At 71.2% G+C, this 25,996-nt stretch carries 19 protein-coding genes; 9 read left to right on the top strand and 10 right to left on the bottom strand.

Going from position 1 to position 25,996, the window contains the following annotated elements; translation table 11 throughout:
• Positions 1-126: 126 nt before the first annotated feature.
• Together hemQ and hemG are read right to left on the bottom strand one after the other, a co-directional pair.
• Positions 127-855: a hydrogen peroxide-dependent heme synthase gene (gene hemQ / locus RI138_RS27285; protein ID WP_311122011.1), complete on the bottom strand. Its 729-nt coding sequence runs from the start codon at positions 853-855 to the stop codon at positions 127-129.
• A gap of 4 nt (positions 856-859) precedes the next feature.
• Entirely contained in the window at positions 860-2,332 is a 1,473-nt protein-coding gene (hemG, locus tag RI138_RS27280; protein ID WP_311122010.1) for a protoporphyrinogen oxidase, read from the bottom strand.
• Between the two features lie 126 nt (positions 2,333-2,458).
• On the opposite strand from hemG, the gene RI138_RS27275 reads away from it, so the two are divergent.
• Together RI138_RS27275 and RI138_RS27270 are read left to right on the top strand one after the other, a co-directional pair.
• Positions 2,459-3,487 (top strand): DUF4349 domain-containing protein, encoded by a 1,029-nt coding sequence (locus RI138_RS27275; RefSeq protein ID WP_311122009.1) that lies wholly within the window; start codon positions 2,459-2,461, stop codon positions 3,485-3,487.
• Between the two features lie 51 nt (positions 3,488-3,538).
• Entirely contained in the window at positions 3,539-4,927 is a 1,389-nt protein-coding gene (locus RI138_RS27270) for an FAD-dependent oxidoreductase (RefSeq protein ID WP_311122008.1), read from the top strand.
• 30 nt (positions 4,928-4,957) lie between these two features.
• Here RI138_RS27270 and hemE read toward each other — a convergent pair whose 3' ends face one another.
• Positions 4,958-6,055: a uroporphyrinogen decarboxylase gene (hemE, locus tag RI138_RS27265; protein ID WP_096627490.1), complete on the bottom strand. Its 1,098-nt coding sequence runs from the start codon at positions 6,053-6,055 to the stop codon at positions 4,958-4,960.
• Between the two features lie 92 nt (positions 6,056-6,147).
• Between hemE and RI138_RS27260 the strand changes: the two genes are divergently transcribed.
• From RI138_RS27260 to RI138_RS27235, 6 genes are all read left to right on the top strand, one after another.
• Complete coding sequence (locus tag RI138_RS27260) at positions 6,148-6,807, top strand: DUF3000 domain-containing protein (RefSeq protein ID WP_311122007.1); 660 nt, start codon at positions 6,148-6,150, stop codon at positions 6,805-6,807.
• A 255-nt stretch (positions 6,808-7,062) separates the two neighbouring features.
• Positions 7,063-7,725 (top strand): response regulator transcription factor, encoded by a 663-nt coding sequence (locus RI138_RS27255; RefSeq protein WP_003965521.1) that lies wholly within the window; start codon positions 7,063-7,065, stop codon positions 7,723-7,725.
• Positions 7,726-7,839: 114 nt separating this feature from the next.
• Positions 7,840-9,114, top strand: coding sequence for a ribonuclease D (locus tag RI138_RS27250; RefSeq protein ID WP_311122006.1), 1,275 nt, complete (start codon positions 7,840-7,842; stop codon positions 9,112-9,114).
• 405 nt (positions 9,115-9,519) lie between these two features.
• Positions 9,520-9,708 carry a hypothetical protein gene (locus tag RI138_RS32435; RefSeq protein ID WP_398863831.1) on the top strand — a complete coding sequence of 63 codons (189 nt, stop codon included), beginning with the start codon at positions 9,520-9,522 and terminating at the stop codon, positions 9,706-9,708.
• 68 nt (positions 9,709-9,776) lie between these two features.
• Entirely contained in the window at positions 9,777-11,003 is a 1,227-nt protein-coding gene (locus RI138_RS27240; RefSeq protein WP_311122005.1) for a thiolase family protein, read from the top strand.
• Positions 11,000-13,129, top strand: a complete 2,130-nt coding sequence (locus RI138_RS27235; protein WP_311122004.1) for a 3-hydroxyacyl-CoA dehydrogenase NAD-binding domain-containing protein — start codon at positions 11,000-11,002, stop codon at positions 13,127-13,129. Before RI138_RS27240 ends, RI138_RS27235 begins: the two co-directional genes overlap by 4 nt.
• A gap of 82 nt (positions 13,130-13,211) precedes the next feature.
• Here RI138_RS27235 and RI138_RS27230 read toward each other — a convergent pair whose 3' ends face one another.
• The 6 genes from RI138_RS27230 to RI138_RS27205 all read right to left on the bottom strand — a co-directional run bounded on the left by RI138_RS27230 (position 13,212) and on the right by RI138_RS27205 (position 23,501).
• Positions 13,212-14,510: a phosphodiester glycosidase family protein gene (locus RI138_RS27230; protein WP_311122003.1), complete on the bottom strand. Its 1,299-nt coding sequence runs from the start codon at positions 14,508-14,510 to the stop codon at positions 13,212-13,214.
• Positions 14,507-15,247: an Ig-like domain-containing protein gene (locus tag RI138_RS27225; RefSeq protein ID WP_311122002.1), complete on the bottom strand. Its 741-nt coding sequence runs from the start codon at positions 15,245-15,247 to the stop codon at positions 14,507-14,509. Before RI138_RS27225 ends, RI138_RS27230 begins: the two co-directional genes overlap by 4 nt.
• Positions 15,244-16,023 carry a rhamnogalacturonan acetylesterase gene (locus tag RI138_RS27220; RefSeq protein WP_311122001.1) on the bottom strand — a complete coding sequence of 260 codons (780 nt, stop codon included), beginning with the start codon at positions 16,021-16,023 and terminating at the stop codon, positions 15,244-15,246. Before RI138_RS27220 ends, RI138_RS27225 begins: the two co-directional genes overlap by 4 nt.
• The gene (locus RI138_RS27215) at positions 16,023-20,522 is read right to left on the bottom strand and encodes a bifunctional glycosyltransferase/CDP-glycerol:glycerophosphate glycerophosphotransferase (protein ID WP_311122000.1); all 4,500 of its coding nucleotides are present in this window, start codon (positions 20,520-20,522) and stop codon (positions 16,023-16,025) included. The genes RI138_RS27220 and RI138_RS27215 overlap by 1 nt, the downstream gene beginning before the upstream one ends.
• On the bottom strand, positions 20,519-21,700 hold the full coding sequence (locus RI138_RS27210) for a CDP-alcohol phosphatidyltransferase family protein (protein WP_096627435.1): 1,182 nt from the start codon (positions 21,698-21,700) through the stop codon (positions 20,519-20,521). The genes RI138_RS27215 and RI138_RS27210 overlap by 4 nt, the downstream gene beginning before the upstream one ends.
• 208 nt (positions 21,701-21,908) lie before the next feature.
• Positions 21,909-23,501 carry a hypothetical protein gene (locus RI138_RS27205; protein WP_311121999.1) on the bottom strand — a complete coding sequence of 531 codons (1,593 nt, stop codon included), beginning with the start codon at positions 23,499-23,501 and terminating at the stop codon, positions 21,909-21,911.
• Positions 23,502-23,801: 300 nt separating this feature from the next.
• On the opposite strand from RI138_RS27205, the gene RI138_RS27200 reads away from it, so the two are divergent.
• Complete coding sequence (locus RI138_RS27200; protein WP_096627437.1) at positions 23,802-24,890, top strand: LCP family protein; 1,089 nt, start codon at positions 23,802-23,804, stop codon at positions 24,888-24,890.
• A gap of 82 nt (positions 24,891-24,972) precedes the next feature.
• Here RI138_RS27200 and galE read toward each other — a convergent pair whose 3' ends face one another.
• Positions 24,973-25,959 carry a UDP-glucose 4-epimerase GalE gene (gene galE / locus RI138_RS27195; protein WP_311121998.1) on the bottom strand — a complete coding sequence of 329 codons (987 nt, stop codon included), beginning with the start codon at positions 25,957-25,959 and terminating at the stop codon, positions 24,973-24,975.
• Between the last annotated feature and the right edge of the window lie 37 nt (positions 25,960-25,996).

Raw genomic sequence — 25,996 nt, 5'->3', positions numbered from 1 at the left:
TCGCACCGTGATCGGTGCGACGGCCCCCTGAGCCGAACCCGGTGTCGCTGGAACGGCGGGCGGCACGGTCGGTGCCCGGTGCCCGTCTTCTGATCTTCCGGGTTGGGGTGGTGCGGGACTCGCTGGCTATGCGAGCCCGGCCACCAGGTCGTGGACGCTCTTCCTGCGACCCGTGTAGAACGGGACCTCCTCGCGCACGTGGAGCCGTGCCTCGGAGGCGCGCAGGTGGCGCATCAGGTCGACGATGCGGTAGAGCTCGTCCGCCTCGAAGGCGAGGATCCACTCGTAGTCGCCGAGCGAGAACGAGGCGACGGTGTTGGCGCGGACGTCAGGGTAGCCCCGGGCCATCTTGCCGTGGTCCGCCAGCATGCGGCGGCGGTCCTCGTCGGGGAGCAGATACCAGTCGTAGGACCGGACGAAGGGGTAGACGCTGATGTAGTCGCGGGGCGTCTCGTCGGCGAGGAACGCCGGGATGTGCGACTTGTTGAACTCGGCCGGGCGGTGCAGCGCCATGTTCGACCAGACCGGGTCGAGCGCGCGGCCGAGCTTCGTGCGCCTGAAGAGGTTGTACGCGTCCTGGAGCTGGTCCGAGGTCTCGGCGTGCCACCAGATCATGAGGTCGGCGTCGGCGCGGAGACCGGAGAGGTCGTAGGTGCCGCGGACGGTGACGTCCTTGGCCGCGAGCTGGTCGAACAGCTCCTGGACCTCGTCGGCGTACCCCGCGCGGTCCAGCGGCAGCACGTCGCGCAGCTTGAAGACCGACCACAGGGTGTAGCGGATGACCTCGTTGAGGTCCTTGGCCTTCTTTCCGGCGTTCGGACTCTTGCTTGATGTCACAGTCTCAGGGGCACTCATACGGCTATTGTCCCGCCTCGCTCCCCGTGCCCCGAACCAGGGTCGGCGTGGCGATGATCTCTCTCGTGATCTCGTCGGCCGCGCGCTGGGCGCTCGCGATGCAGGCAGGGATGCCGACCCCGTCGTAGACGGCGCCGCAGACGCGCAGTGCGGGGAGGACCGCGACCTCGTCGCGGATGCGGGCGACCCGGGCGAGGTGGCCGACCGGATACTGCGGCAGGCCGCCGATCCAGCGGGTGACCTCGGTGTCGACGGGCCGGGCGGTGAGCCCGGTGGCCTCGGCGAGGTCGCGCAGGGAGAGGGCGACGAGTTCTTCGTCGTCGCGGTGGATGTGGTCCTCCTCGCCGTAGCGGCCGACGGAGGTGCGGAGCACGAAGAGGTCCGGGGCGGCGTCGGCGACCCACTGCCACTTGTTGCTGGAGAAGGTGGACGCCTTGATGGTGCGGCCGTCGACCGGCGGCACCAGAAAGCCGGAGCGGCCGCGCAGGGCCTCGTAGGCCTCGACGTCGGCGCGCCGGAAGGCCAGGGTGACCAGGGCCATCGAGGCGTACTCGACACCGGACAGCTCGGCGGCGGCAGCCGGGGACTCGGCGGCCAGCAGGGTCCCGGCGGACCAGGCGGGGGTGGCCAGGACGATGCCGTCGGCGGGGATCACCCGGGTGTCGGTGCGGACGGCCCAGCCCTCTTCCCTGCGGGTGAGGCCGAGGACGGGGGTCTGGGTGAGGATCTCGCCGCCCCCGGCCCGTACGGCGTCGCCGACGGCGCCCGGCAGAGTGCCGATGCCGCCCTCGATGCCCTGGAAGACCGCTCCGCTCCGCTGGAGGGCGGCGGCCCGCTCCTGGACACGGCGTACGGCCCCCAGCAGCGGGCCGCCCTCCTGCACCGCCTCGAAGAGCTGGGGTACGGCGGCGCGCATCGAGATCCGGTAGGCGTCACCCGCGTAGACCCCGCCGAGGAGGGGTTCCACCAGCCGGTCGACGACCTCGCGGCCGAGCCGGTCGGCGACGTACGCGCCGACCGCGACGTCGTCGCCGACGGGGGTCGGGGTGAGGTCGCGCTCCTCGGCGATCCGGGCGAGCCCTTCGGGCGAGAGCACGTCGCCGAGGGCGGCCGGGTCGGCGGGGACGCCCATGACGTGACCCCTGGGCATCGGGCGCAGCGCGTCGCGCGTCCAGAGGGACGCGGCGGCGGTGGCGGGCGGCTGGAGGCGGTCGGCGAGGCCCACCGCCTCGGCCAGGGCGACCGCTTCGGGGCGGCGGGCGAGCATCGACTCGGCCCCCAGGTCGACCTGGACGCCCGCGATCCGGCCGGTCATGAGCTTGCCGCCGAGCCGGTCCGTCGCCTCCAGGAGGGTGACGCGCAGACCGGTGGTGACCAGGCGGTGGGCGGCGGCCAGGCCGGCGATGCCGCCGCCGATGACGACGACGTGGCCCGCGGTGGTGTCCGCCCGCTGATCGGAACGCTGAGAACGCTGCATGGGTCCACTCTCTCAAACCCGTTCCGAGTCCCGACCGTGACCGCTTCGAAACCGCCGACCGGCAACCGGCTCCGGGGGCGCCGCGTCGAACCGGCACGATCAACCACCGTCCTGGGGGGACCAGTTATGACGAGGAAGACCGATCGATCCGTGGCCCGGCAGCCTGCCGCGCCGCGCGCCCGGCGGCCGTACGGCCGGGGCCGGGCGGCGCTCCTGGCCGGGGTGCTCGGCGCGCTGCTCGCCGTCGGCGGCTGCGGGGCGGGCGACGCCTCGGACAGCGGCGCGAAGACGGCGGACAGCGAGTACGCGGGGCGGGAGAAGGGGAGGGAGAACCTGTCCGACGAGCAGGCGGGGTCGGGCGCCGAGGACGGGGCCATGGCGTCGGAAGCACCGGCGGACGGCAAGGCGGCCGGGAAGAAGGCCCCGAAGCCCGGGGCCGCGGCCACCCACGTGATCCGTACGGCCACGCTCTCCGTCGAGGTGAGGAGCGTGCCGAAGGCCGTCGCCGCCGCCCGCAGCGCGGCGGAGGGCGCCGGTGGCCTGGTGGCGACGGAGAACACCGAGCGGATGGACGACACGTACGAGACCTCGCATCTGGTGCTGCGGGTGCCGCAGGACCGGTTCCAGGAGGTGCTGCGCACCCTCGCCGGCTCCGGGAAGCTGCTGTCGCGCACCTCGGACGCGAAGGACGTCACCGACCAGGTGGTCGACGTGGAGAGCCGGATCGCCACGCAGCGGGCGAGCGTGGCCCGGGTGCGGGAGCTGATGGACAAGGCGGAGAGGATCAGCGATGTGGTGGCCCTGGAGGGTGAGCTGAGCAGCCGTCAGTCCGACCTGGAGTCGCTGCTCGCCCAGCAGGCGAGCCTGAAGGACCGCACCTCGCTGGCGACGATCACCCTGGACCTGACGCCGCCGGACGCCCCGGGCGACGACGGGGAGAAGGGGGACCCGGGCTTCCTGGACGCGCTGGGCGGCGGCTGGGACGCGTTCGTGACGATGCTCCGGTGGATCGCGGTGGCGTTCGGGGCCGCGTTCCCGTTCCTGATCACCGCAGCCCTGGCGCTGGTGGTCTGGCGGGTGCTGCGCGCCCGGCGGGCGGCCCGCGGGGTCCCGGCAGCGCCCCGACCGGAGGCGGAGGGCACCCCGGCGCCCTGATCGCCGTAGCGTGGCCCCTGACGCGGCGGAACTCGGCGAAAGGGACCCGGTATGACAGCGGAGCGACTGGTGGTCATCGGGGGTGACGCGGCGGGCATGTCCGCCGCGTCGCAGGCCCGCAGGCTGAAGGGGCCGGACGCGCTGGAGATCGTCGCCTTCGAGCGCGGCCACTTCACCTCGTACTCCGCCTGCGGCATCCCGTACTGGGTGAGCGGTGACGTGGAGCGGCGCGAGGACCTGATCGCCCGTACCCCCGAGGAGCACCGGGGGCGGGACATCGATCTGCGGATGCGGACCGAGGTGACGGAGCTCGACGTGGCGGGGCGCCGGGTGAGGGCGCTGGACCGGGAGAGCGGGACGACGTACTGGACGGGCTTCGACAAGCTGGTGATCGCCACCGGGGCCCGTCCGGTGCGCCCGGAGCTGCCCGGTATGGACGCGCCCGGGGTGCACGGGCTGCAGACCCTGGACGACGGGCAGGCGCTCCTGGACTCGCTGGACGCCCTGGGTTCCGGCACGGGACGGCGGGCGGTCGTGGTGGGCGCCGGGTACATCGGCGTCGAGATGGCCGAGGCGATGCTCAAGCGGGGCTTCGAGGTGACCGTCCTCAACCGGGGCGAGCAGCCGATGGCCACGCTCGACCCGGACATGGGGCGGCTCGTCCACGAGGCGATGGACGGCCTGGGCATCACCACGGTCAACGGGGCGGCGGTCACCGGCATTCTCACGGGTCCCGACGGCCGGGTGAGCGAGGTGGCGACGGACGCGCGGACGTATCCGGCGGACGTGGTGGTCCTCGGCATCGGCGTCGAACCGGAGACGGCGCTCGCGCAGGAGGCGGGTCTCCCCGTCGGACCGCACGGCGGACTGCTCACCGATCTGTCGATGCGGGTCGTGGGCCACGAGAACATCTGGGCGGGTGGCGACTGCGTGGAGGTCCTGGACCTGGTGGCGGGCCGCACCCGCCACATCGCGCTGGGCACCCACGCCAACAAGCACGGCCAGGTGATCGGTTCCAACGCCGGGGGCGGCTACGGCACGTTCCCGGGCGTGGTCGGTACGGCGGTGAGCAAGGTCTGCGATCTGGAGATCGCCCGGACCGGGCTGCGCGAGAAGGACGCCCGCGCGGTCGGGCTGCGCTATGTCACGGCGACCATCGAGTCGACGCAGCGGGCGGGTTACTACCCGGGGGCGAAGCCGATGACGGTGAAGATGATCGCGGAGCACCGTACGGGACGGCTGCTCGGGGTGCAGATCGTCGGGCGCGAGGGGTCGGCGAAGCGCGTGGACGTGGCGGCGGTGGCGCTGACGGCCGGGATGACGGTGGAGCAGATGACCGCGCTCGACCTGGGCTACGCCCCGCCGTTCTCACCGGTGTGGGACCCGGTGCTGGTGGCGGCCCGCAAGACGGTGGCGGCGGTGCGGGGCGCGGGGAGCTGACGAGGCCCCCGCGCCCCGGGCACCTCGGTGTCAGCGTGCGGTCTGCTCGTGCACGTACTGCACGAGCCGGGTGAGCGCGTCCGGGTCCATGGACGGCATGACGCCGTGGCCCAGGTTGAAGATGTGCCCCTCAAGCCCGGCGGCCCGGTCCAGCACCTCGCGGGTCTTGGCCTCGACCGCCGGGGTGGGCGCGAAGAGCACCGCCGGGTCGAGGTTGCCCTGGAGCGCCTTGCCGGGACCGACGCGGCGCGCGGCCTCGTCCAGCGGGACCCGCCAGTCGACGCCGACGACGTCCGCCCCGGCCTCGCCCATCAGGCCGAGGAGTTCGCCGGTGCCGACGCCGAAGTGGATGCGGGGGACGCCGTAGGAGGCGACGGCGTCGAAGACCTTCGCGGAGGCGGGGAGCACCGAGCGGCGGTAGTCGGCGGGGGCCAGGGCCCCGACCCAGGAGTCGAAGAGCTGGACGGCCGAGGCGCCCGCCTCGATCTGGACCTTGAGGAAGGCACCGGTGATCTCGGCGAGCCGGTCGACGAGGTCGGCCCAGAGCTGCGGGTCGCCGTACATCATGGCCTTGGTGCGCTCGTGGCTGCGCGAGGGGCCGCCCTCGACGAGGTAGCTGGCGAGGGTGAAGGGGGCCCCGGCGAAGCCGATGAGCGGGGTGGCGCCCAGTTCGGCGGTGAGCATCCCGATGGCCTCGGTGACGTACGGGACGTCCTCGGGGGTGAGGTCGCGCAGCCGGGCGAGGTCGGCGCGGGTGCGGATCGGCTCGGCGATGACGGGGCCGACTCCGGGCTTGATGTCGAGGTCGATGCCGATGGCCTTCAGCGGCACGACGATGTCGCTGAAGTAGATCGCGGCGTCGACCTTGTGGCGGCGTACGGGCTGGAGCGTGATCTCGGTGACCAGCTCCGGCATCATGCAGGAGTCGAGCATCGCGATGCCCTCGCGGACCTTCAGGTACTCGGGCAGCGAGCGCCCCGCCTGGCGCATGAACCAGACCGGCGTGTGGGGCACGGGTTCGCGTCGGCAGGCCTTGAGGAACGCGGAGTCGTGGGTGGCCGCGCGGCCCGCGTCGTGGCTGGCGGAGGTCGTCGTCTGCTGGCCCGAAGGGCTGTCGTTGGCACTCACGCACAGAATCTTCGCACGCACGGCGAAGGAGCCCGGCCCCGCACGGGTGTCTCTCCCTGCACGAGGCCCGCCTTCCCTTTACTCTTCCCGGCATGGCTCCGGCTCAGGGACAATTTTCCGATCATTCCGATGGCGTTGACGGCAAGGAGCGCGCGGAGGGGCCTTCCGTGCCGCCCGCGTTCCGCGCGGCGGTCGACGCACTGCGCTCCGCCCGGCTGCGCCCGGAGCTGGAGGTGGAGCCGACCAGGCCGCCCCAGCGCCTCGCGCCGCACGCGTATGCCCTGGAGGCGGCGGTGGTGGACGGGGAGGACGATCTCGCGGACGGCAGGCTGGTGCTGCTGCACGATCCGGCGGGGCATGACGCCTGGCAGGGGGCCTTCCGGCTGGTGACGCTGGTGCGGGCGGAGCTGGAGCCGGAGATGGCGGCGGACCCGCTGCTTCCGGAGGTGTGCTGGACCTGGCTCACGGGTGCGCTGGACGCGCGGGGGCTGTCCTACGGGGAGGCCGGCGGGACGGTGACGCGCGCCGGATCGCACTACTTCGGTGCGCTGTCCGCGCGCCGTCCGGCGACGCAGATCGAGATCCGGGCCTCGTGGACGCCCCGGGAGGGGCGCGGCGGGGTGCCGGACGCGGCGTCGCACCTGATGGCCTGGGGTGATCTGCTGTGTCAGATCGCGGGCCTGCCGCCGTCCGACCCGGCGGACGCGGCGGTGGTGACGCTGCCGCAGCGGCGCGGGCCACAGGTTTCGTAGCGTTTCGTCATCCCCGCCACCCGCTTCGCCCTGGTGTTCGTAACGCTTTGTTACTCGTATCGCACAGCACCGGCTCTCTTTTCGTACAATCGATCGCGCGTCCTATTTGCCCGAATTGTTACTCACCAAATCGTGATCTTCCCCTAAAGGAGGACGGGTCCGCTGCCGAAGAGGTCAATGACCCTTCAAGCACGGTTTCGCCCCCGGCTTCATCCCCTGAGCCGGCCCGTCCCGCCACTCCCCCCAGGAGGCCTGGTGTCCGTTCTCCTTGAGCAGCCCGCAAGCCTGGTCGCCTACCGCCCGAACAAGCCGACGGCCATGGTCGTCGTGGCCGACCCGCGCGTCCGTTCCACCGTCACCCGCCATCTGTGGGCCCTCGGAGTACGTGACGTCATCGAGGCGTCGTCCATCGCGGAGGCACGCCCCCGCGTCGGCAACCCGCGCGACATCTGCATTGCCGACGTCCACCTGCCCGACGGTTCCGGGCTGACCCTGCTTTCCGAGACCCGAGCCGCAGGCTGGCCGAACGGTCTCGCCCTCTCCGCCGCCGACGACATCGGCGCCGTTCGCAACGCCCTCGCGGGTGGCGTGAAGGGCTACGTCGTCACCGGCACCCGCACCAACATCGGCCACCCCACCCGCCCCGGCGTCGCCCCCATCGGCGCCAACGCGGCCCGGATGCACCGCCGGCCCCCCGGTTCCCCGAGCCACCCGGGCGGCTACCGCGAACTGTCCGGCCGCGAAGTGGAGGTGCTCCGCCTGGTCGCCGAGGGCCAGTCCAACAAGGCCATCGGCGTCTCGATGGGCCTCTCCGCCCTGACCGTCAAGTCCCACCTCGCCCGGATCGCCCGCAAGCTGGGCACCGGAGACCGCGCCGGCATGGTCGCCGTGGCCCTGCGCACGGGCATCATCCACTGACCCCACCCCGCCGGGACGTGCACCGATGCGCCCCCGGCTGGAATATGCGCATGGCCACCCGTCGACGGAACGTTCCGTCGACGGGTGGCGCGTATACACCTATACCCTTGAGGCGTGACCGACGCCCAAGAGACCGCAGCAGACACTTCACTGCGAACCACCGGGGGCGCTCCCCCGGACGACGTCGCCCCGGCGCCGATCCCCTTGCTCGAACCGCGCGAGGGCATTCCCCCGGTGGTGACGTCCGACGACGCCCTCGCCCAGGTGATCGCCGCCTTCGCCGCGGGCACCGGCCCGGTGGCCGTCGACGCCGAACGCGCTTCGGGGTACCGCTACGGCCAGCGCGCCTATCTCGTACAGCTGCGCCGCGAGGGCGCGGGCAGCGCACTGGTCGACCCGGTCGGCTGCCCCGACCTCTCGGGCCTCGGTTCCGCACTGAGCGACACCGAGTGGATCCTGCACGCGGCCACCCAGGACCTGCCGTGCCTGCGGGACATAGGCATGACCCCCACCTCGCTGTTCGACACCGAGCTTGCCGGACGGCTCGCGGGCTTCCCGCGCGTCGGCCTCGGGGCGATGGTGGAGAACGTCCTCGGTTACGCCCTGGAGAAGGGCCACTCCGCGGTCGACTGGTCCACCCGCCCGCTGCCCGAGCCCTGGCTGCGCTACGCCGCGCTCGACGTGGAGCTCCTGATCGACCTGCGCGACGCGCTGGAGAAGGAGCTGGAGCGACAGGGCAAGCTGGAGTGGGCCCGGGAGGAGTTCGACGCCATCGCATCCGCGCCGCCGGCCCCGCCCCGCAAGGACCCCTGGCGCCGGACCTCGGGCATGCACAAGGTGCGCCGCCGCCGCCAGATGGCGGTCGTCCGCGAGCTGTGGACCACCCGTGACCAGGTCGCCCAGCGCCGCGACGTCTCGCCGGGCAAGGTCCTCGGCGACGCGGCGATCGTCGAGGCCGCGCTCGCGCTGCCGGTCAATGTGCAGGCCCTGACCGCGCTGCCGGGATTCGGCCACCGCATGGGCCGCCGCCAGCTGGAGCAGTGGCAGGCCGCCGTGGACCGGGCCAGGGCGCTGCCGGAGTCGGAGCTCCCGCAGCCCGGCCAGCAGCCCGCGGGGCCGCCGCCCCCGCGCTCCTGGGCCGACAAGGACCCGGCCGCCGCCGCCCGGCTCTCGGCCGCCCGCACCGCCGTCTCGGAGCTGGCCGAGCGCCTCCGCATGCCCCAGGAGAACCTGATCACCCCGGACACCGTGCGCCGGGTCTGCTGGGAGCCCCCGGCGAACCCCACCCCGAGCGCCGTCGAGGACACCCTCGCCGGATACGGGGCACGGAACTGGCAGATCCAGCAGGTCGCACCCCTGCTGCTCCGGGCTCTGGACGCCGGCGCCTGATCCCGTACACACGCGCTCCCGTACACCCCCCGGCCGTCGGCCGGGGGGTGTTTCACTTCTCCGGCCGGAACGCGGCAGGAACCACAGGGGTTGAACCACGGCGGTCGCGGGGGCGGGCGTGGACACCCCGGCGTACGGCGGCTGGATACGCGTGTTCGAGGCCGCGCGGCGGGATCGTACGGAGCCGGGCGACCCGGACCGGGAGACCGGAGCGCTGCCGCACCTCGCGATCCGGCGCAGCGTGCAGCGGTTCCAGGTCGGCGAGGAGGCGACGGAGCCGGACTGGTCGACAATACGGAGGCGGACGGCGACGCAGCGTATGCGTCGGCGGTGCGGATGTTCGTCGCGGAGGAGCGAAATCACGCCAGGTTGCCGGCGCTCCTGCCGGCGGCCGGAGGCGCTCCGGTGATCGACTCGCACGGGAGCGACCGAATCTTCCTGGTGCTGCGGCGCGCGCTGGGCCTCCGCCTCGAACTGCTGGTCCTGATGGTCGCGGAGGTGCCCGTGAGGCACCGCACCGGCCGCCGCCCCGGTGTGACCTTCGACGCTCCGGCCGTGGGGGGTGGGCAGTCTGGTTACCCGCAAGTAGCATGATGGGCAGGCGGCGCGCCCCGTGGCGTGCCCCGCAGCAGTGCCATCCCGCACCCTGGAGGAGAGCCACCGTGCCTCGTACCATCCGGGACGTCGTCTTCGTCGACGGCGTCCGCACCCCGTTCGGCAAAGCGGGCCCCAAGGGCATCTACCACGAGACCCGCGCCGACGACCTCGTCGTGAAGGCCATCCGGGAGCTGCTGCGCCGCAACCCGGACCTGGACCCCAAGAAGATCGACGAGGTCGCCATCGCCGCGACCACGCAGATCGGCGACCAGGGCCTCACGCTGGGCCGTACCGCCGGAATTCTGGCCGGTCTGCCGCAGTCCGTCCCGGGCTACTCGATCGACCGCATGTGCGCGGGCGCGCTGACCGCCGTCACCTCGACGGCCGGTTCCATCGCCTTCGGCGCGTACGACGTCGTCGTGGCCGGTGGCGTCGAGCACATGGGCCGCCACCCGATGGGCGAGGGCGTAGACCCGAACCCGCGCTTCGTGTCGGAGAAGCTGGTCGACGAGTCCGCCCTGTTCATGGGCATGACGGCGGAGAACCTGCACGACCGCTACCCCACGATCACCAAGGAGCGCGCCGACGCCTACGCGGTGCGCTCGCAGGAGAAGGCCGCCAAGGCGTACGCCAACGGCAAGATCCAGCAGGACCTGGTGCCCGTGTCGGTGCGCCGCACCAACGCCGAGGCGGGCGAGACGGGCTGGGGCCTGGTCACCGCCGACGAGCCGATGCGCCCGGGCACCACGATGGAGTCCCTCGCGGGCCTGAAGACCCCCTTCCGCGCCCACGGTCGCGTGACGGCCGGTAACGCCGCGGGGCTCAACGACGGCGCCACCGCCTCGCTGCTCGCCGCCGAGGACGTCGCAGTCGAGCTGGGCCTCCCGGTCAAGATGCGCCTGGTCTCCTACGCCTTCGCGGGCGTCGAGCCGGAGGTCATGGGCTACGGTCCGATCCCGGCCACGGAGAAGGCGCTGGCCCAGGCGGGCCTGACCATCGACGACATCGGTCTCTTCGAGATCAACGAGGCCTTCGCCGTGCAGGTGCTCGCCTTCCTGGAGCACTACGGCATCGCCGACGACGACGCCCGCGTCAACCAGTACGGCGGTGCCATCGCGTACGGCCACCCGCTGGCCTCCTCCGGTGTCCGGCTCATGACGCAGCTGGCCCGGCAGTTCGAGGAGCAGCCCGAGGTCCGCTACGGCCTGACGACGATGTGCGTCGGCTTCGGCATGGGCGCCACGGTCGTCTGGGAGAACCCGCACTTCAACGCTGACGGAGGCAACAAGTGAGCTCCACCACTGAGCTTCTGAAGGGTGCGTCCGAGCTGTTCCCCGGCGAGGTCGTCACCCAGGCGCACGTACGCCACCTGGATCTGCCGTACGGCGCCGGGCGGTTCGCGCTCATCACGCTGGACAACGGCCTGGACCACACCAAGCCGACCACCTTCGGACCGCAGTCGCTGGCGAACCTGAACGCCGCGATCGACCAGGTCGAGAAGGAGGCGTCCGAGGGCACCATCACCGGTGTCGGCATCACCGGCAAGCCGTTCATCTTCGCCGTCGGCGCCGACCTCAAGGGCGTCGAGCTGCTGAGCCGTCACGAGGACGCGCTGGCCATCGGCAAGGGCGGCCACGACGTCTTCCGCCGCCTCTCCGGCCTCGCTGTCCCCACCTTCGCGTACTACAACGGCGCGGCCATGGGCGGCGGTGTCGAGGTCGGTCTGCACTGCACCTACCGCACCGTTTCCAAGGCGCTCCCGGCGTTCTCGCTGCCCGAGGTCTTCCTCGGTCTGGTCCCCGGCTGGGGTGGCTGCGCGCTGCTCCCGAACCTGATCGGCGCCGACCGCGCGGTCTCGGTGATCATCGAGAACTCGCTGAACCAGAACCGTCAGCTCAAGGGCAAGCAGGTCTTCGAACTCGGCATCGCGGACGCGCTGTTCGAGGGTGCGGACTTCCTGGAGCAGTCGCTCGTGTGGACCGCGAACGTGCTCAAGGGCTCGGTCACGGTCGAGCGCGGGGAGATCGACCGCGGTGAGGCCTGGGACCAGGCCGTCGCCCGCGGCCGGGCCATCGCGGACTCCAAGGTGCACGGCGCGGCCCCGGCGGCGTACCGGGCGCTGGACATCATCGCGGCGGCCAAGGACGGCGACCTGAGCGCCGGCTTCGACGCCGAGGACCAGGCGCTGGCGGACCTGATCATGGGCGGTGAGCTGCGCAGCGGCATCTACGCCTTCAACCTGGTCCAGAAGCGCGCCAAGCGCCCGGCCGGCGCCCCGGACAAGAACCTGGCCCGCCCGGTCACCAAGGTCGGCGTCGTCGGCGCCGGTCTGATGGCCAGCCAGCTGGCGCTGCTGTTCCTGCGCCGCCTGGAGGTCCCGGTCGTCCTCACGGACATCGACCAGGAGCGCGTCGACAAGGGTGTGGGCTACGTCCACGCCGAGATCGAGAAGCTGCTCGGCAAGGGCCGCATCAACCAGGACAAGGCCAACCGCCTCAAGGGCCTGGTCTCCGGTGTCCTCGACAAGGCCGAGGGCTTCGCGGACGCGGACTTCATCATCGAGGCCGTCTTCGAGGAGATCGGCGTCAAGCAGCAGGTGTTCGCGGAGGTCGAGGCGGTCGCCCCGGCGCACGCGATCCTCGCCACCAACACCTCCTCGCTCTCGGTGACGGAGATGGCGTCGAAGCTGAAGAACCCCGAGCGGGTCGTCGGCTTCCACTTCTTCAACCCGGTCGCGATCCTCCCGCTGCTGGAGATCGTGCGCGGTGAGCAGACCGACGACGCCTCACTGGCGACGGCGTTCGGCGTGGCCCGCAAGCTGAAGAAGACCGCGGTCCTGGTGAAGGACGCCCCGGCGTTCGTCGTCAACCGCATCCTCACCCGCTTCATGGGCGAGATCCAGAACGTCATCGACGAGGGCACCCCGGTCGAGGTCGCGGAGAAGGCCGTCGAGCCGCTCGGCCTGCCGATGTCCCCGCTGGTGCTCCTGGAGCTGGTCGGCCCGGCCATCGGCCTGCACGTCTCCGAGACCCTGAACCGCGCCTTCCCGGAGCGCTTCACCGTCTCGCAGAACCTCGCGGCGGTCGTGAAGGCAGGCAAGCGCGGCTTCTACGTCTACGATTCCGGCGCGCCGGTCCTCGACCCCGAGGTCGCCGCCCTCCTCAAGCAGGGCGACACCGTCCTCACCGAGGAGCAGACCCGCGACCGCGTGCTCGACGCGGTGGCGCAGGAGATCGGCCTGATGCTGGACGAGGGCGTCGTCGCCGAGGCCCAGGACATCGACCTGTGTCTGATCACCGGCGCCGGCTGGCCCTTCCACCTGGGCGGCATCACGCCGTACCTGGACCGCGAGGGCGTCTCCCAGCGGGTGAACGGCAAGCCGTTCCTTGAGCAGGGTGTGGCGAGCGTGCCCGCGTAGTACGCACGGCAGGTGAACGGCCCGGCACCCATGTGGTGTGCCGGGCCGTTCCCGTGCGTGTGCCGCCGGGCCGTTCCGGAGTTCACAGGGGTACGACGACGAGGGCATCGGCGACCGCGCGCTCCCCTACCTCCGCGCCTTCGCCCGACCGGGGGCGGTTCCGGAGACGACCGTTCACGATCATGGTGGTGGAGCCCCCGCCGTCGAGGTTCATCGCGTCGTGGGCGCCCAGCGAGCGCATCAGCTCCGCCGCCTCGTCGAAGGTCGCCCCGACGCTGCCGCCGGGCTCGCGGCCGTCGACGGTGACCAGCAGCAGTGTGCCGTCCTCGGCGACCCCCGCCAGGGTGCGGGGGTGGCGCTGCCGCAGGGCCGTCGCCGCGACTCCGTTGGCCTCGATGTTGATGTCGGTCGCGCCGCCCCGCAGCAGCCGGGGGCCTGCCCCGAGCATTCCCGCCCCCTCCCCCGGGATGCGGCGCCCCGTCTCGTCGAAGACCTCCGAGGCGAGGGTCAGGACGGCGGAGCCGGCGGCGTGCCGACGCAGCCATGCCGCACCCTCCCCGATACCTTGCAGGACGCGGCCGTGGGCGGGCACCGGTCCGGCGGAGCGACGCAGGTCGAGGACCCGGCCGTCGGCGGCCAGGACGGCTTCCACCACCTCGTCCCCGCCCGCGGCGGTGGCGGGGCCCCAGTGGGGCGTGAAAAGGACCAGCTCCCCGCTGTCCGTGCACAGCTGGTTGTGCACGGGACGGGTCATGGCGCGCCCCGTACGCCGCAGGACGTCTCCTCCGGTGCCGCCGCACCCGACGATCCGCCCCGGCACCCGGTTGACGCCGTCGACCGGTCGGCTCGTGCCGTCCGCGGCCGTCACCCGGGTCACGGACCGCGCTTCGACGATGCGCGGGCCCGCGCCCCGCACACCGAGCACCAGGGCGGTACGCCCGTTCGCCGCCTCGCTGAGCAGGGTTCCGTTCTCCATCAGGAGCCCAAGCGGGTCTCCGTCGTAGCCGCTGAAGACCGCGCTCGTACGGATGTCGAAGAAGGACCCGTTGACGGCCGCGACCGCCCCGGCGTCGCGGGCCATGGACCGTACGGTCCGCGCGGAGTCGAGCCGGTCGCCGTGTACCGGGCTCACCCGCACCGGCGCCGAGCGGGCGATCGTCAGGACCTGGTGGCGCACCGGGCCCCCGGACATCCGCACGGTGCGCTCCGCATAGGTCACCCCCGGGGGCAGCGGGACGGTCGGCCTCCGCGGCGGTTCCGGCGGGCGGGAGGCTCCGGCGGACGGCCCCCGGGCGTCGTCGGCCGCCGGGCCGTCCGGGGAGCGGCACCCGCTCAACACCCAGGCCGCCGCCCCGGCCGCCAGTAGCCGTCGCCGGTTCATCCCGTGTGGGCTCCGGGGAACAGACCGGGAGTCAGGCCCACGTCGTCCCCGGCGTACACGGTCACCTCGGACCAGTTGCGCGTCCCGGCGGCGTTTTCGTAGCAGACGGAGAACCGGTCGTAGCCGGTGGCTCCGGGCACACCGGTGTACGTGATGCTGCCGTCGGGCAGCGCGCTGACGCCGCCGTACTGGGGAAGCCCCACACCCACCACCCGAAGGCCCGCCTCGGCCACCTCCCGGTCGACGCCGATGACCGCCCGGCCCCCGGGCGGAATCGTGATGTTGCGGCCCGGGAGCCACGCGCGCCGCACCCGGAATCCGGCGTCGGTGATCTGCGCGGAGGACACCAGCTTCTCACCGGCGTACGACATCACCCCGACGCACACCTTGGGCAGCAGGACAGCACCTTCGGGAGCGTCGTCGGAGACCTTGAGGACAGCGGTCACGGCGCGGGGCTCGTTGCCCCGGGCGTAGGTCGCGAACCGCCCGTTGGGGAGATGGCCGAGGCCCTGGAGGTTCGTCATCGTGGCGTGCTCCGCCACGATGTCGTCGAAGAGGTAGCCGTACGCCCGGTAGGGCCCGCCCGCCGGGGTCACCTGAAGGTGCAGGCAGATCTCCTGGCCGGGGACGACCGCGAGCGCGGGGTCCGCATCGGCGTGCAGTTCCAGTACGGCCGACACCGCCGTGCGTTCGGGGTGAGCGACCTCAATGCGTGCCAGCGGATGCCAGTCGTTCATATGACCACCTCCAGGGTCCGGGTGCGGGTGAGCTCGTCGAAGTCGTGGTCCTCCAGCCAGGCGACGCTGTCCTCAAGGACGTCAGGGCGTTCCACGCCGGTGAAGTGGTCGGGTTCCAGCATGGCGCGGTCCTGGAGTTCACCGGCCACGAACCGGGCGCACTCGATCGCTCCGGACGCCCGGAGGTGGGTGTGGTCGGCCACGCCCTCGGGAAAATTGGGATGCTCCCCCGGCTCCAGGTGCAGGAAGATCCGCCGGGTACCGTGCGGCCCCGCCCGCCGCCACCGTCGGACGCTCCACTCGTTGAGGTCGATCAGCGGTACGGAGTCCGTCTCCGCGATCTCCTTCATCGCCAGCGGGTACAGGCCGAGCAGCCGCCGCAGATTGCCCTGCGCGTCGAAGACCCCGCGCTCCTGGCTGGTGACCAGCACGGGATGTGCCCCGCGGTCCCGTGCGCCGTCGACGCAGCGTCGGAGGTAGTGCTGGAAGTCGGTGAACGGCTCCGTGAAGCGCCCGGCGCAGCGCTTCATGTCGATGAGACCGAACGAGACCAGCAGCAGATCGCCCGGGCGAGCCTCCCGCAGAATCCACGCCAGCCTGCCCCGCTCGACGAAGCTCCGCGAACTGGCCCCGGCCCGAGCGCAGTTGATCACGCTGACGCCGCTGAGGAAGAGCGGGAGCGCCTGGCCCCAGCCGGCCATGGGCGCAAGGCTGCGCGGCCGGCTCGTGACGCTGGAATCACCGGCGAGGAACAGGGTGCGCGGACGACGCGGCACTACGCCCACTCCCGGTGCCGGTCCGGCTCACGGAACCCCGTCCCGCCGTCCGGCCCGATGCCGGGCATCGACCGTGACGTCGCCGGTGCGTCGGTCGCCCGGCTGCTCTCCACGGCCGATTCGAGTCCCTCGATGGCACGGAAGACCCGCTCCGAGTTGCTGGTGTCCCGACGCCCGAAGAACGCGTCCACCCTGGCCCGGTACTGGGGCTCGACGGTGAAGTTGCGGCGCACCGTGTCGATGATCTCCCGGACGGTGGAGTCGACGTCACGGCAGACGGGGCCGAATCCGTCCCGCTCGAACTCGTAGTAGCCGCGCTTGTAGTGGTTGCCGTAGAAGTCCTCCTCGTCGAACGGCGTGTACACGATGGGCGTGCCCATGTACGCGACGTCGAAGAAGACCGAGGAGTAGTCGGTTACCAGCAACGAGCATTCGCGCATGGCCAGTTGGACGTCCCGCCCGTCGCCGGTGACCGTGACGGAGGGGTGGTCGATGCGGAAGTGGTGCAGATAGGGGCGGATCTCGTAGTGCGGCATGAACTCCAGGTCCACACCGCACTGTTCCAGCACGGACAGCAGGCGTTCGTCGCGCAGCAGGGTGGAGAAGAACCGGAAGTACTCCGAGGCGGCGAACGGGATCTTCGCCTTGGCCGCCTTGTCGTACGAGGGCGCCACGATGTCCCGCCGCCAGGTGGGCATCAGCAGGATTCTCGGGCGCTCGGAGCGCACCGGCTTCAGCGCGTCGAACCGGGGGAATCCGGCCGCCGCGACGCGCGCGTAGCCGTATCCGCAGTGCTCGGCGAAGTACGACCGCTCGGCCTGACCGACCGTCAGCAGCAGGTCCACGCTGGTGACCTGGTGATGGACGGAGGGCGCCACGTCGTTGTAGGTGACCCCGTGCTGGAGGAAGACCCTGCGGTAGTTGAGCAGGTCGCCGTAGCCGCGCAGGAAGGAGCTCTTGCTGAGCTCGGGGAAGCCGAGGTAGGCCTCCAGGTCATAGGGGTTGATGAGCCGTTTGGCGTGCAGCAGATAGACGCGGTACTTGCGGGACGTCCGGTCCAGCACGCGCCCGTACGGAGCGACCTTGGCGCGGTCCTTGGCGTCGCCGTTGATCGCGTAGTAGACCTTGCGGCGCGGGTGGTTCTCCCTGATCCAGCGGAACAGGTGGTAGGCGTTGTCCTGGGCCGTGTCGGCCCGCTCGCCGATGATCCAGATGTCCTTGCGGTGCAGCCGGGGATAGCTCAGCAGGTACGCCAGCCGGGTCCGCCAGCCGGGGCGGCCGGGCAGCGCGGCGCGGGTCTGGCGCAGCAGGTGCCAGATCCGGCCGCGCAGCTTCTGCCCGGCACCGGTGAAGTACCGGAACACCACGGAGTCGTCCGCACGGACACCGAGCCACAGCCGGTCGCTGCCGATGCGGCGCATGCCCTTGAAACGGTGGAGCATCAGCCGGGCGGCGACGGGAGCGTCCGTGTGGCGCTCACCGTCGTGGAAGCGGAGTGAGACCGTCAGGTCGCGTCCGGAGAGCGGGGCGAGGACCGAGGGATCGGCGGAGGCGCGCCAGCCGCCGTACCAGTCGCGCTCCTTGCGGACGCGCCAGCGGTCCCGGCGGTAGACCTGCTCCGCCTCGATGGCCACGGACCGGTTCCCGTCCGTGCAGACCAGCTCGAAACGGTTCGTGAGGAGCTGGGCGATGTCCACGCCGGTCAGCGTCATCACGCCCTCGAACTGCAGCTCGCCGTCGCGGTACCGGATGCTTTCGAGCACGCCGCGCTGCCGTTCCACCCGCAGCAGCCGGGAGGCCACCGGGTCGGCGGCCAGCTGCCGGTACATGCCCTGTTCGTCCAGCCGGACCCTGGGCTCGTAGTCCGCGCCGCCCAGCGGATCGCAGAAGAGCTCGAAGTTCCTGGTCCGAACGGCATGGTGCTGCACCCGGGACACCGGGTGGACGACGTACTGGAGCAGCAGGTCCTCGGGCAGGCGGGCATAGACGGCGCAGAGTTCGTCGAAGACCTCCGCGATCTCGGATCGGTTCATGATCCGGTGGAAGTTGCGCAGATAGGGCTGGTACGAGCGCACCACGAACCGGTGGATCAGCCGGGCCGAGGGCGCCTCGATCAGGTCGCCGAAGTCCAGCAGGAAGCGGTTCAGCCGCAGCCGCCGGCGGACCTTGGCCGGGTCGTTCCAGTCGACGTCGAAGAGCGAGTCGTTACGGGCGGGGTCGCGGTCGAAGTAGACGTAGCGGTCCACCAGGCTGAAGGAACGGGCGGCCAGCACGGCCACCAGGCTCAGCCAGACGTCGGCGAAGGGGCCGCCGTCCGCCGCTCTGAGCCCCTGGCCGCGCAGCAGCGAGACACGGAAGAGCTTGTTGCCGAGGTCGGTCGAGAAGACCATGTGGGGGGCCTTCCTGACCAGGTCGGTCACCCCGCGCGCGCCCTTGCCGAAGTACCTCTTCCACGGCTCGTCGGCGTTGCGCCGGGGCCCGGGGAAGGTGTCGTAGTTGCCGATCACCACGTCGATGTCGTGTTTGTCGGCCGATTCGGTGAGCTGCCTCAGACAGTCGGCCCCCAGGATGTCCCGGCCCCGCGCGAACAGCACGTAGGGCGCGGTGACCTGGGCCAGCCCCTGGTCGTACGCGAGGGCGGCGCCCCGGGCCGGGAGCCGCAGCACGCTCGCGTTGCGGTAGTAGGCCGCGAAGTTGTCCAGCAGTTCGGCCGTGCGGTCGGTGGAACCGTCGTCCGCGAAGATGACCTGGGTCTCGGCGAACAGGGACTGGGCGGCCAGCGAGTGCAGGAACTCGTACAGGTGGTGCTCGTCGTTGTGGCAGTGGACGACGACCGCCGCCCGGTAGGAGTGCAGGGCGGGCAGGGGCGGGGGCTCCTCGTTCCCCTGCCACCAGTGCCAGGGGGTGCCCCGGCGGGTGTCCTGCTGGGTGCGCTCCCGGGTCTCCGGCCGCAGGGCGACGTTGCCGCTGACGGTCTCGTACATCTCGACCGGGCCCGAGGGCGCCTGGTAGCGGTCGCGGGTGATGTCGATGCCGTGGACGGCGACGGTCGTGGTGGCGCGTTCTCCGGCGTGGCGCACCTGGACGAAGAGGTTCCATACTCCGTCGTCGGCGGCCGCTCCGATGCTGGATGCGAGGTCGAGCACGGACTGGTAGTGGACCCGGTGGTCGTCGATCTCGATCGCGTTGACGGGGAAGACGTGGTCGCGTTTGGTGCTGCGCAGCCGCAGGACGGCCTTGAGCTCGACCTTTCCGTCGGCGGAGAACCTTCCGAACTGGTTCAGGATGAATCCGGAGAGGTGGAGCTCACCGTCCCTGATCTCCAGTTCCGTCGCCTGGTTGAAGAGCCGGGCGTCGCCCAGGGGTTTGCCGGTGAGTTCGAGGTCGGTGACGTCGAGGAAGTGCTCCGCCTGGGGGAAGCGGAGGAGCGATTCCGACCAGTAGACGCGACCGTCCCGCTCGACCAGGTCCGAGCTGAGCACGCTGCGCCGCTGGCTGTAGTCCGAGACGGACAGCGCGAGGTCCACCCGCTCGTGGATGAGGCAGAAGGCCCGCACCCGCTCCATCACGCCGCACAGTTCGTAGACGGAGGGTTCGAGGGAGCGCAGATAGGGCGCCACGATGCCCGCGAAGGCCTTGCGGTAGCGCTCGTCGCCGGAGCGGAGCTCCCGGGCGTACAGATGGAGGTCGTGGGAGAGGAACTTCACCACCTTGTGGGCCAGGAGTTCCTGCTCACCGACCTGGCGCAGGAACCCGTCCGTGAACTGGTGGACGGCGACCCGGTCCCGGATGCTGCGCAGCTCGCCCCGCCGGTTGGTGATGGAGGGGGCCGAGGAGTCCCGTTCCCACATCCAGCGGTAGACCGGCGCGGTGATGAAGGTGATCGAGGAGGCACGGTAGTTGGCGAGCGTCGAGAAGTAGGTGTCCTCGTAGTACACGCCTTCGGGGAAGCGGACGCCGTTGTTGTGCAGGAAGTCGAGCCGGTACAGCTTGCCCGCCGCGATCGGGTCGTCGAAGAGCTGGGGCAGGGCGCGCAGCCCGGCGACGGTGCGTGGCGCGGCGTACAGCTGCGGCTGCCAGACGGAGGTCTCATCAGTGTTGAGGTTGACGCGCAGCGTCCGGCCGGCGGTGATGTCCGACCCGGTGACCACCGCCGAGGCGAGCAGTTCCTCGCAGCCCTTGAGCGGAAGCTCGTCGTCCGCGTCGAGGAACATGACGTACTGTCCGGTGGCGGCCATGATGCCGTCGTTCCGGGGAGCGCCGACCCCGCCGCTGTTCTCCGGGCGCTCGATGATCTGTACACGATGGTCCTGGGCGGCGAACTCCCTCGCCACCGTGAGCGTTCCATCGGCCGAGGCGTCGTCGACGACGATCACTTGGACGTTGCGATGCGTCTGGGCGAGAGCGGACCGCAGGGCCCGGCCGAGGGTGGCGCTCGCGTTGTAGGCCGGGACCACCACGGAGACCGTGTACGCGGACGGGTCAACCGGGGAACTCATCGTACGGATCCTTCGTTTTCCACCCAGTAGGGCAGGGCCCTGAGCTGCTGGGTCTCGATGTCCTGCGCGTGCTGCGGGTACGGCTGGGGGTAGGGCTGGAACCCCAGGTCGTCGTCCTGCTCGGGCAGGGGGAACTGCCGGGCCAGGGTCTCCTGACGCGCGGGCTCGTCGAGGGCGGCGGCGCGGCGGTGGCGGCCGCGGTGCAGGTGCTCGGCAATGGTGCCCGCGGTGGGCGGCGTCGGGGCGAGCTCCTCCATGAGGCGGGTGAAGTCACGCGTGGAGAGCCAGAACTTGTACATGATGACGAGCTCGAAGGCTCCGAGGGCCAGCGCCGATATCGCCGTCGTCCACAGGATCTGGTTGATCAGCGGCGCGACGATGAAGATGAACATCTGGAATTCGATACCGCTGATCAGATGCGGCCGGATGCGGCTGCGCAGCAGGGCCTGGCGGAACCGGGTGTACCAGGGGAAGCGGTGCCGGAACTGCGCGTGCAGGTCGACGACCTCGCCCGTCTGCTGCTTGAGGACCTCGGCCTCCACGCCCGGGTTCTCCCGGAGCAGGTCCTCGATGAAGACGACCTTGGGCTGCTCGGGCTCGGCCGGGCGGTGGGCGGCCGCGCGGGCTTCCCGCTCGGCCTCTTCCTCGTCCAGCCGCTGGCGTTCCAGCGTGACCTTCTCGATCTTCATGCGCATGGACATGCGCATCTTGTAGATCTGCAGGGCGTCGACGTACCGGAGCATGTCGAGGAAGACCACGACCAGGGCTGCCAGCAGGTAGAGCTCGTTGTGCGTGCGCAGGTACTGCCCGCCCATCAGGGCGAGCGCGCAGAACAGGACCCTGATGCGGTCGAAGACGTAGTCGAGCCAGCCGCCGAAGACGGTGCCGTTGCCCTTGAGCCGGGCGAGCTTGCCGTCGATGCAGTCGAGGATGAAGCTCAGGTGGTAGAGGCCCGCCCCGATCGCCAGCGACCACGCGTCGCCCTTGAGGAAGAAGTACGCGGACCCGAGGCCCACGAAGAGAGCCGCCCAGGTGACCCGGTTCGGGGTGATGAACTTGAACTTCGCCATCCCGATCAGCATGCGGGTGGCGACCGGGTCGACCAGGAGAACCGTCCACCAGGCGTCGCGCTTCTTGCACGTCAGCTTCTGAACAGCCCTCAGCGACAGCTTCCCCATAACCCCTCAGACCTTGCGTACCTGCGAGCACGCCCCAGCGGCTTGCACACGCGATCAAGGGGGCATTCACATCATGGACACAGTTGCTTCACCTGTTGTCCACGTAAGTTTCAGATCAAGACCATAGCAAGTTCAAAGACAAACCAAAACTGTCAATGGTTGTACGCATGCGAACCAGGTCGATCATTGATCCTTTATGGCCGCTATGTCACCGAACCGTGATCCACGAGCCGAAGGCCAGCCCGCTCGCGCCGGGCTCCTGGCGCGCGACCCTCAGCCGGCCGTCGGCCCCCAGCAGGGTGATGACGGCCCGGCCGTACCCGTCGACGGCCACCGCGGGCGGCACCAGCGAGGTCTCCCCCGCGTCGAACCACCAGACGCCGCCTTCCGGCCGGCCGTCCTCGTGGGCTCCCACCGCACACGACCCCGCGTGGCCCCACCTCGCCAGCACGGTGCAGCCCCAGCCCTGGATGTCCACTCCGGCGACAGCGGCGATCGGCCCGGCCCCGTCCGCGCCCCCCAGCCCCACCGGACCGCCTCCCGGCACCCCGGCACAGACCTCGTTGGTGGCCGCGTAGCGGAAGCGGACCGTACCCGCCTCGGGCGCCGCCGAAAGGCTCCCCGGATAGGGGCTCACCATGGGCTCCGCGTCCAGGGTCCACGCACCTTGGGGCGCCTCCTGGTGCCAGCGGACCGCCGAAGCCGTGTCCCTCGTCCGGGCCCAGATCTCGGCGCCGCCGAGCCGGCCGGGCAGTGCGATCAGCTCATCGGCGACGGCCACGCCCCGCAGGTGCTGCCACGCACTCCACTTCCCGTCAGGTGTCTGGCGGCGGGTGCTGACGCCGTGTCCGAAGTTCCGCACGAAGACATGCAGGTTTCCCGCGGTGTCGAAGACCGCCGCCGGGAAGCCCACCTCCCGCGCCTTGGCCCGGTCGTTGGCGTTCGGGTTGCCCACCGAATGCCACGGGCCGATGGGGCGTCCGCTCTGGTACTGCGTCGTGTGGACGATGTCGACATGCTCCTTGCCGTCGGCGCGCTTCCGGCGCCGCAGACCGATCAGGTGCGCATAGCCGTCGCCGTCCTGGAGCACGGTCAGCCCCGGCAGGAGGTCGGGGCTCTCCAGCAGTTCGGGGCCCGACCAGTCGTCCCGCCCCGCCGTCCGCTCGGTCCAGCGCAGCACGCCCGCGGCGGACGGCAGATACGCGGAGAGCCGGCCGTCCGCACCCCGGACGAGCCACCGGGTGGACCGGGGGTGGCGGGCAGCTGCCTGCGCCCCCAGCCGTGGATCCACCCCGGCCCGCCGGCAGTCGACGAAGACCGGCGCACCGCAGGTGCGCTGATACCTGCGCGCCGCCGCGATCGTGGCCCGCGCCACACTGCCCCGCAGCGGCGGCTCGGCGATGACCGGGCGCTTGGCCTCGGCGTCGAAGGCCACGTGCGCCGGGTCGGGGTCCAGCGTCCGCACGCGCAACGGCCGCAGCTCGTGCAGGGCGTCGAGGACCAGGGCTGTGATCTTTCCCACCTCGGCGTCGATGACCCAGGCGTCCCCCGCCACCCGGACGCCCCTCCGTGCGGCGTCCTCGACGGCCCGGTCGAGGGCGGCGCGCTCGTCGGCCGTGCCGGGCTGGGCACAGACGATGTGCACGGCGGCCCCGGGCTCCTCCCCGGCCAGCAGAGCAAGCGCGTCCGCCGGTGTGGCCACGACGATCGCCACCGCCTCGGAGCGGGCGGTCGGGGATGTCCCCGACCCGTGCGGCGCCCTGTCCTCACGCCCGCCTCGGCGTCCCCCTCTGCGTGCCATGAGCCCGACGATCCCCTCTGGAGCGGAACCGGGCGTTCCGATGCATCCCGGCTCCCAAGAAGATATGCGCTCTCCCTTCCGGTCCAGAAATCTGTCTATAGTTCTCCAGCATCTGTTTGATCCGACCATGTTCGATCAACAGGTGTTCTCCTGCGGTCCTGCTGTCCCAACATCCGAACCGCGGCGAGCATCCGCACGATCCCCTCCTGTGGCTTCGGCAGCCGATCCCCAAGGAGGGTCCGACACGCCTCAGTGGTTACCCCACTGACCCCGGGGCCCAGACGATGACGAGCTGTGTGTATGTCTGACGACTCCGACCTGCCCTCCCGCCGCAAGCCCAAGAGCCGCCGGGCCCCGAAGGCTCGTACACGCGGGCAGCGCGTACGGCGAGGAATCCTCTTCACCCTGCTCGCGCTGGTGCTGGCCGCCGGAGGGACCGTCTACTGGCTCTACAGCCAGCTCGACGGCAACATCAAGAGCGTCGACATCGACAAGGCGCTCGGCGACGAACGTCCGGAGAAGCTCCCGACCGCCGGGCAGAACCTGCTGGTGCTCGGCTCCGACTCCCGGGCGGGCGCCGAGAACAAGGAGCTGGGCGGCGGCGGGGCGGTGAGCGGTGCCCGTTCCGACACGGCGATGGTCGTGCACATACCCGAGGGCCGCACGAAGGCGGTCGCGGTGTCCATCCCCCGCGACACGCTCGTGACCCGGCCCGTCTGCTCCAAGTCCGACGGCTCGGACCTCCCCGAGGCGAACCGGGTGATGTTCAACTCGGTGTACTCGCTGGCCGGCCCGGCCTGCGTCGTCAAGACGGTCGAGAAGATGTCCGGGGTCCGGATCGACCACTATCTGGAAATCAACTTCGCCGGGTTCAAGGACCTGGTCGACGCCATCGGCGGAGTCACCGTCGATGTGCCCCAGGACATCAACGACAAGGCCTCCGGCCTCAACCTCACCGCCGGACCGCACAAGCTCAACGGCACCGAGTCCCTCGCCTACGTCCGGACCCGGCACGGCATCGGCGACGGCAGTGACCTCGGCCGTATCGGCCTCCAGCAGCAGTTCCTGCTGGCGCTGCTGAGCGAGATCAAGTCGCAGGACCTGCTGGGCAGCCCGGCGAGTTCGTACAAGATCGCCAACTCGGCCACCAAGGCGCTGACGACCGACTCCGGGCTCGCCTCCCTGACCTCGCTCGCGGAGTTCGGCCGCTCGATGAACGGGGTCGACCCGGGCTCGATGGAGACGATCATGCTTCCGGTGGCGTACGACAAGCAGGACCGCAACCGGGTGGTCGCCGCCGAGCCGCAGGCCGGCGAACTGTGGGAGGCGATCCGCACGGACGCCACGATCCCGGAATCGGCCAAGAAGTCCCCGGCCACGGGCGGCTGACACCGGACCGGAACGACCGACGCGGCGAGGCCCCGGGGGTGCGTCCCCGGGGCCTCGCCGCGTCAGCCCTGTGCGGGCGCGGTCAGCGACGGGCCTCCGGGTGGGAGAAGCACCAGCCCTCCCACGCCGAGGCGACCATGTCGCGTACGTCGTGCCGAGCCGTCCAGCCCAGCTCCGTACGCATCCGGTCCGCCGAGGCCACCACCCGGGCCGGGTCCCCGGCTCGACGGGCCATCACGGCGGGCTCGGCGTCCGGGCCGTATCCCGTGACTTCGCCGATCAGGGCGATCATCTCGCGTACCGAAACGCCCGCGCCCCGGCCGATGTTGACCGTGAGGTCGGAGCCGTCGCCGCGCTCCCCGAGGGCGCCCGCCACCGCGAGATGCGCGGAAGCCAGGTCCTCGACGTGGATGAAGTCGCGGACGCAGGTGCCGTCCGGGGTGGCGTAGTCGTCCCCGAAGATCATCGGGGCCGCGCCCTCCGTGAGCTTCTCGAAGACCATGGGAATCAGGTTGAAGACGCCCGTGTCGGCGAGGGCCGGGCTCCCCGCCCCCGCGACGTTGAAGTAGCGCAGCGAGGCTGTCGCCATGCCGTGTGCGGCGCCCGCCGCGCGCACCATCCACTCACCGGCGAGCTTGGTCTCGCCGTACGGATTGATCGGCGCGCACGGCGTCCCCTCGGTGACGAGGTCCACGTCGGGAAGGCCGTAGACAGCCGCGGACGAGGAGAAGAGGAACCGTCGGGTTCCCGCCTCCGTGACGGCCTCAAGAAGAGTCTGGAGACCGTGCACGTTCTCCCGGTAGTAGTGGAGCGGAAGCGCGACGGACTCGGCCACCTGCTTCTTGGCGGCGAGGTGGACGACCCCGTCGACAGCGAACTCCGACAACGTCCGGTCGAGCTGCCCCCGGTCGAGGGTCGAGCCCTTGACGAAGGGCACGTCCGCGGGCACGCGGGCCGGGTCCCCGGTCGATAGATCGTCGTACACCACTACGCGCTCGCCGGCGTCGAGCATCGCCTTGACGACATGCGCCCCGATGAAACCCGCACCACCCGTGATCAGCCAAGTCATAGGATCATATTAATGGCGGGGGCGGCATGCTGGACGC

Source organism: Streptomyces durocortorensis (genome assembly GCF_031760065.1).
Lineage (GTDB): Bacteria > Actinomycetota > Actinomycetes > Streptomycetales > Streptomycetaceae > Streptomyces.
This window is presented reverse-complemented; position numbering and strand designations above follow the sequence as displayed.

What these genes read in the sequence shown, in the direction of transcription:
- RI138_RS27275 (WP_311122009.1), top strand. Translation starts at nt 2,459, where the DNA reads ATGACGAGGAAGACCGATCGATCCGTGGCCCGGCAGCCTGCCGCGCCG.
- RI138_RS27210 (WP_096627435.1), bottom strand. Translation starts at nt 21,700, where the DNA reads ATGGGGAAGCTGTCGCTGAGGGCTGTTCAGAAGCTGACGTGCAAGAAG.
- RI138_RS27225 (WP_311122002.1), bottom strand. Translation starts at nt 15,247, where the DNA reads ATGAACGACTGGCATCCGCTGGCACGCATTGAGGTCGCTCACCCCGAA.
- hemG (WP_311122010.1), bottom strand. Translation starts at nt 2,332, where the DNA reads ATGCAGCGTTCTCAGCGTTCCGATCAGCGGGCGGACACCACCGCGGGC.
- RI138_RS27230 (WP_311122003.1), bottom strand. Translation starts at nt 14,510, where the DNA reads ATGAACCGGCGACGGCTACTGGCGGCCGGGGCGGCGGCCTGGGTGTTG.
- RI138_RS27260 (WP_311122007.1), top strand. Translation starts at nt 6,148, where the DNA reads ATGGCTCCGGCTCAGGGACAATTTTCCGATCATTCCGATGGCGTTGAC.
- RI138_RS27205 (WP_311121999.1), bottom strand. Translation starts at nt 23,501, where the DNA reads ATGGCACGCAGAGGGGGACGCCGAGGCGGGCGTGAGGACAGGGCGCCG.
- RI138_RS27200 (WP_096627437.1), top strand. Translation starts at nt 23,802, where the DNA reads ATGTCTGACGACTCCGACCTGCCCTCCCGCCGCAAGCCCAAGAGCCGC.
- RI138_RS27215 (WP_311122000.1), bottom strand. Translation starts at nt 20,522, where the DNA reads ATGAGTTCCCCGGTTGACCCGTCCGCGTACACGGTCTCCGTGGTGGTC.
- hemQ (WP_311122011.1), bottom strand. Translation starts at nt 855, where the DNA reads ATGAGTGCCCCTGAGACTGTGACATCAAGCAAGAGTCCGAACGCCGGA.
- galE (WP_311121998.1), bottom strand. Translation starts at nt 25,959, where the DNA reads ATGACTTGGCTGATCACGGGTGGTGCGGGTTTCATCGGGGCGCATGTC.
- RI138_RS27270 (WP_311122008.1), top strand. Translation starts at nt 3,539, where the DNA reads ATGACAGCGGAGCGACTGGTGGTCATCGGGGGTGACGCGGCGGGCATG.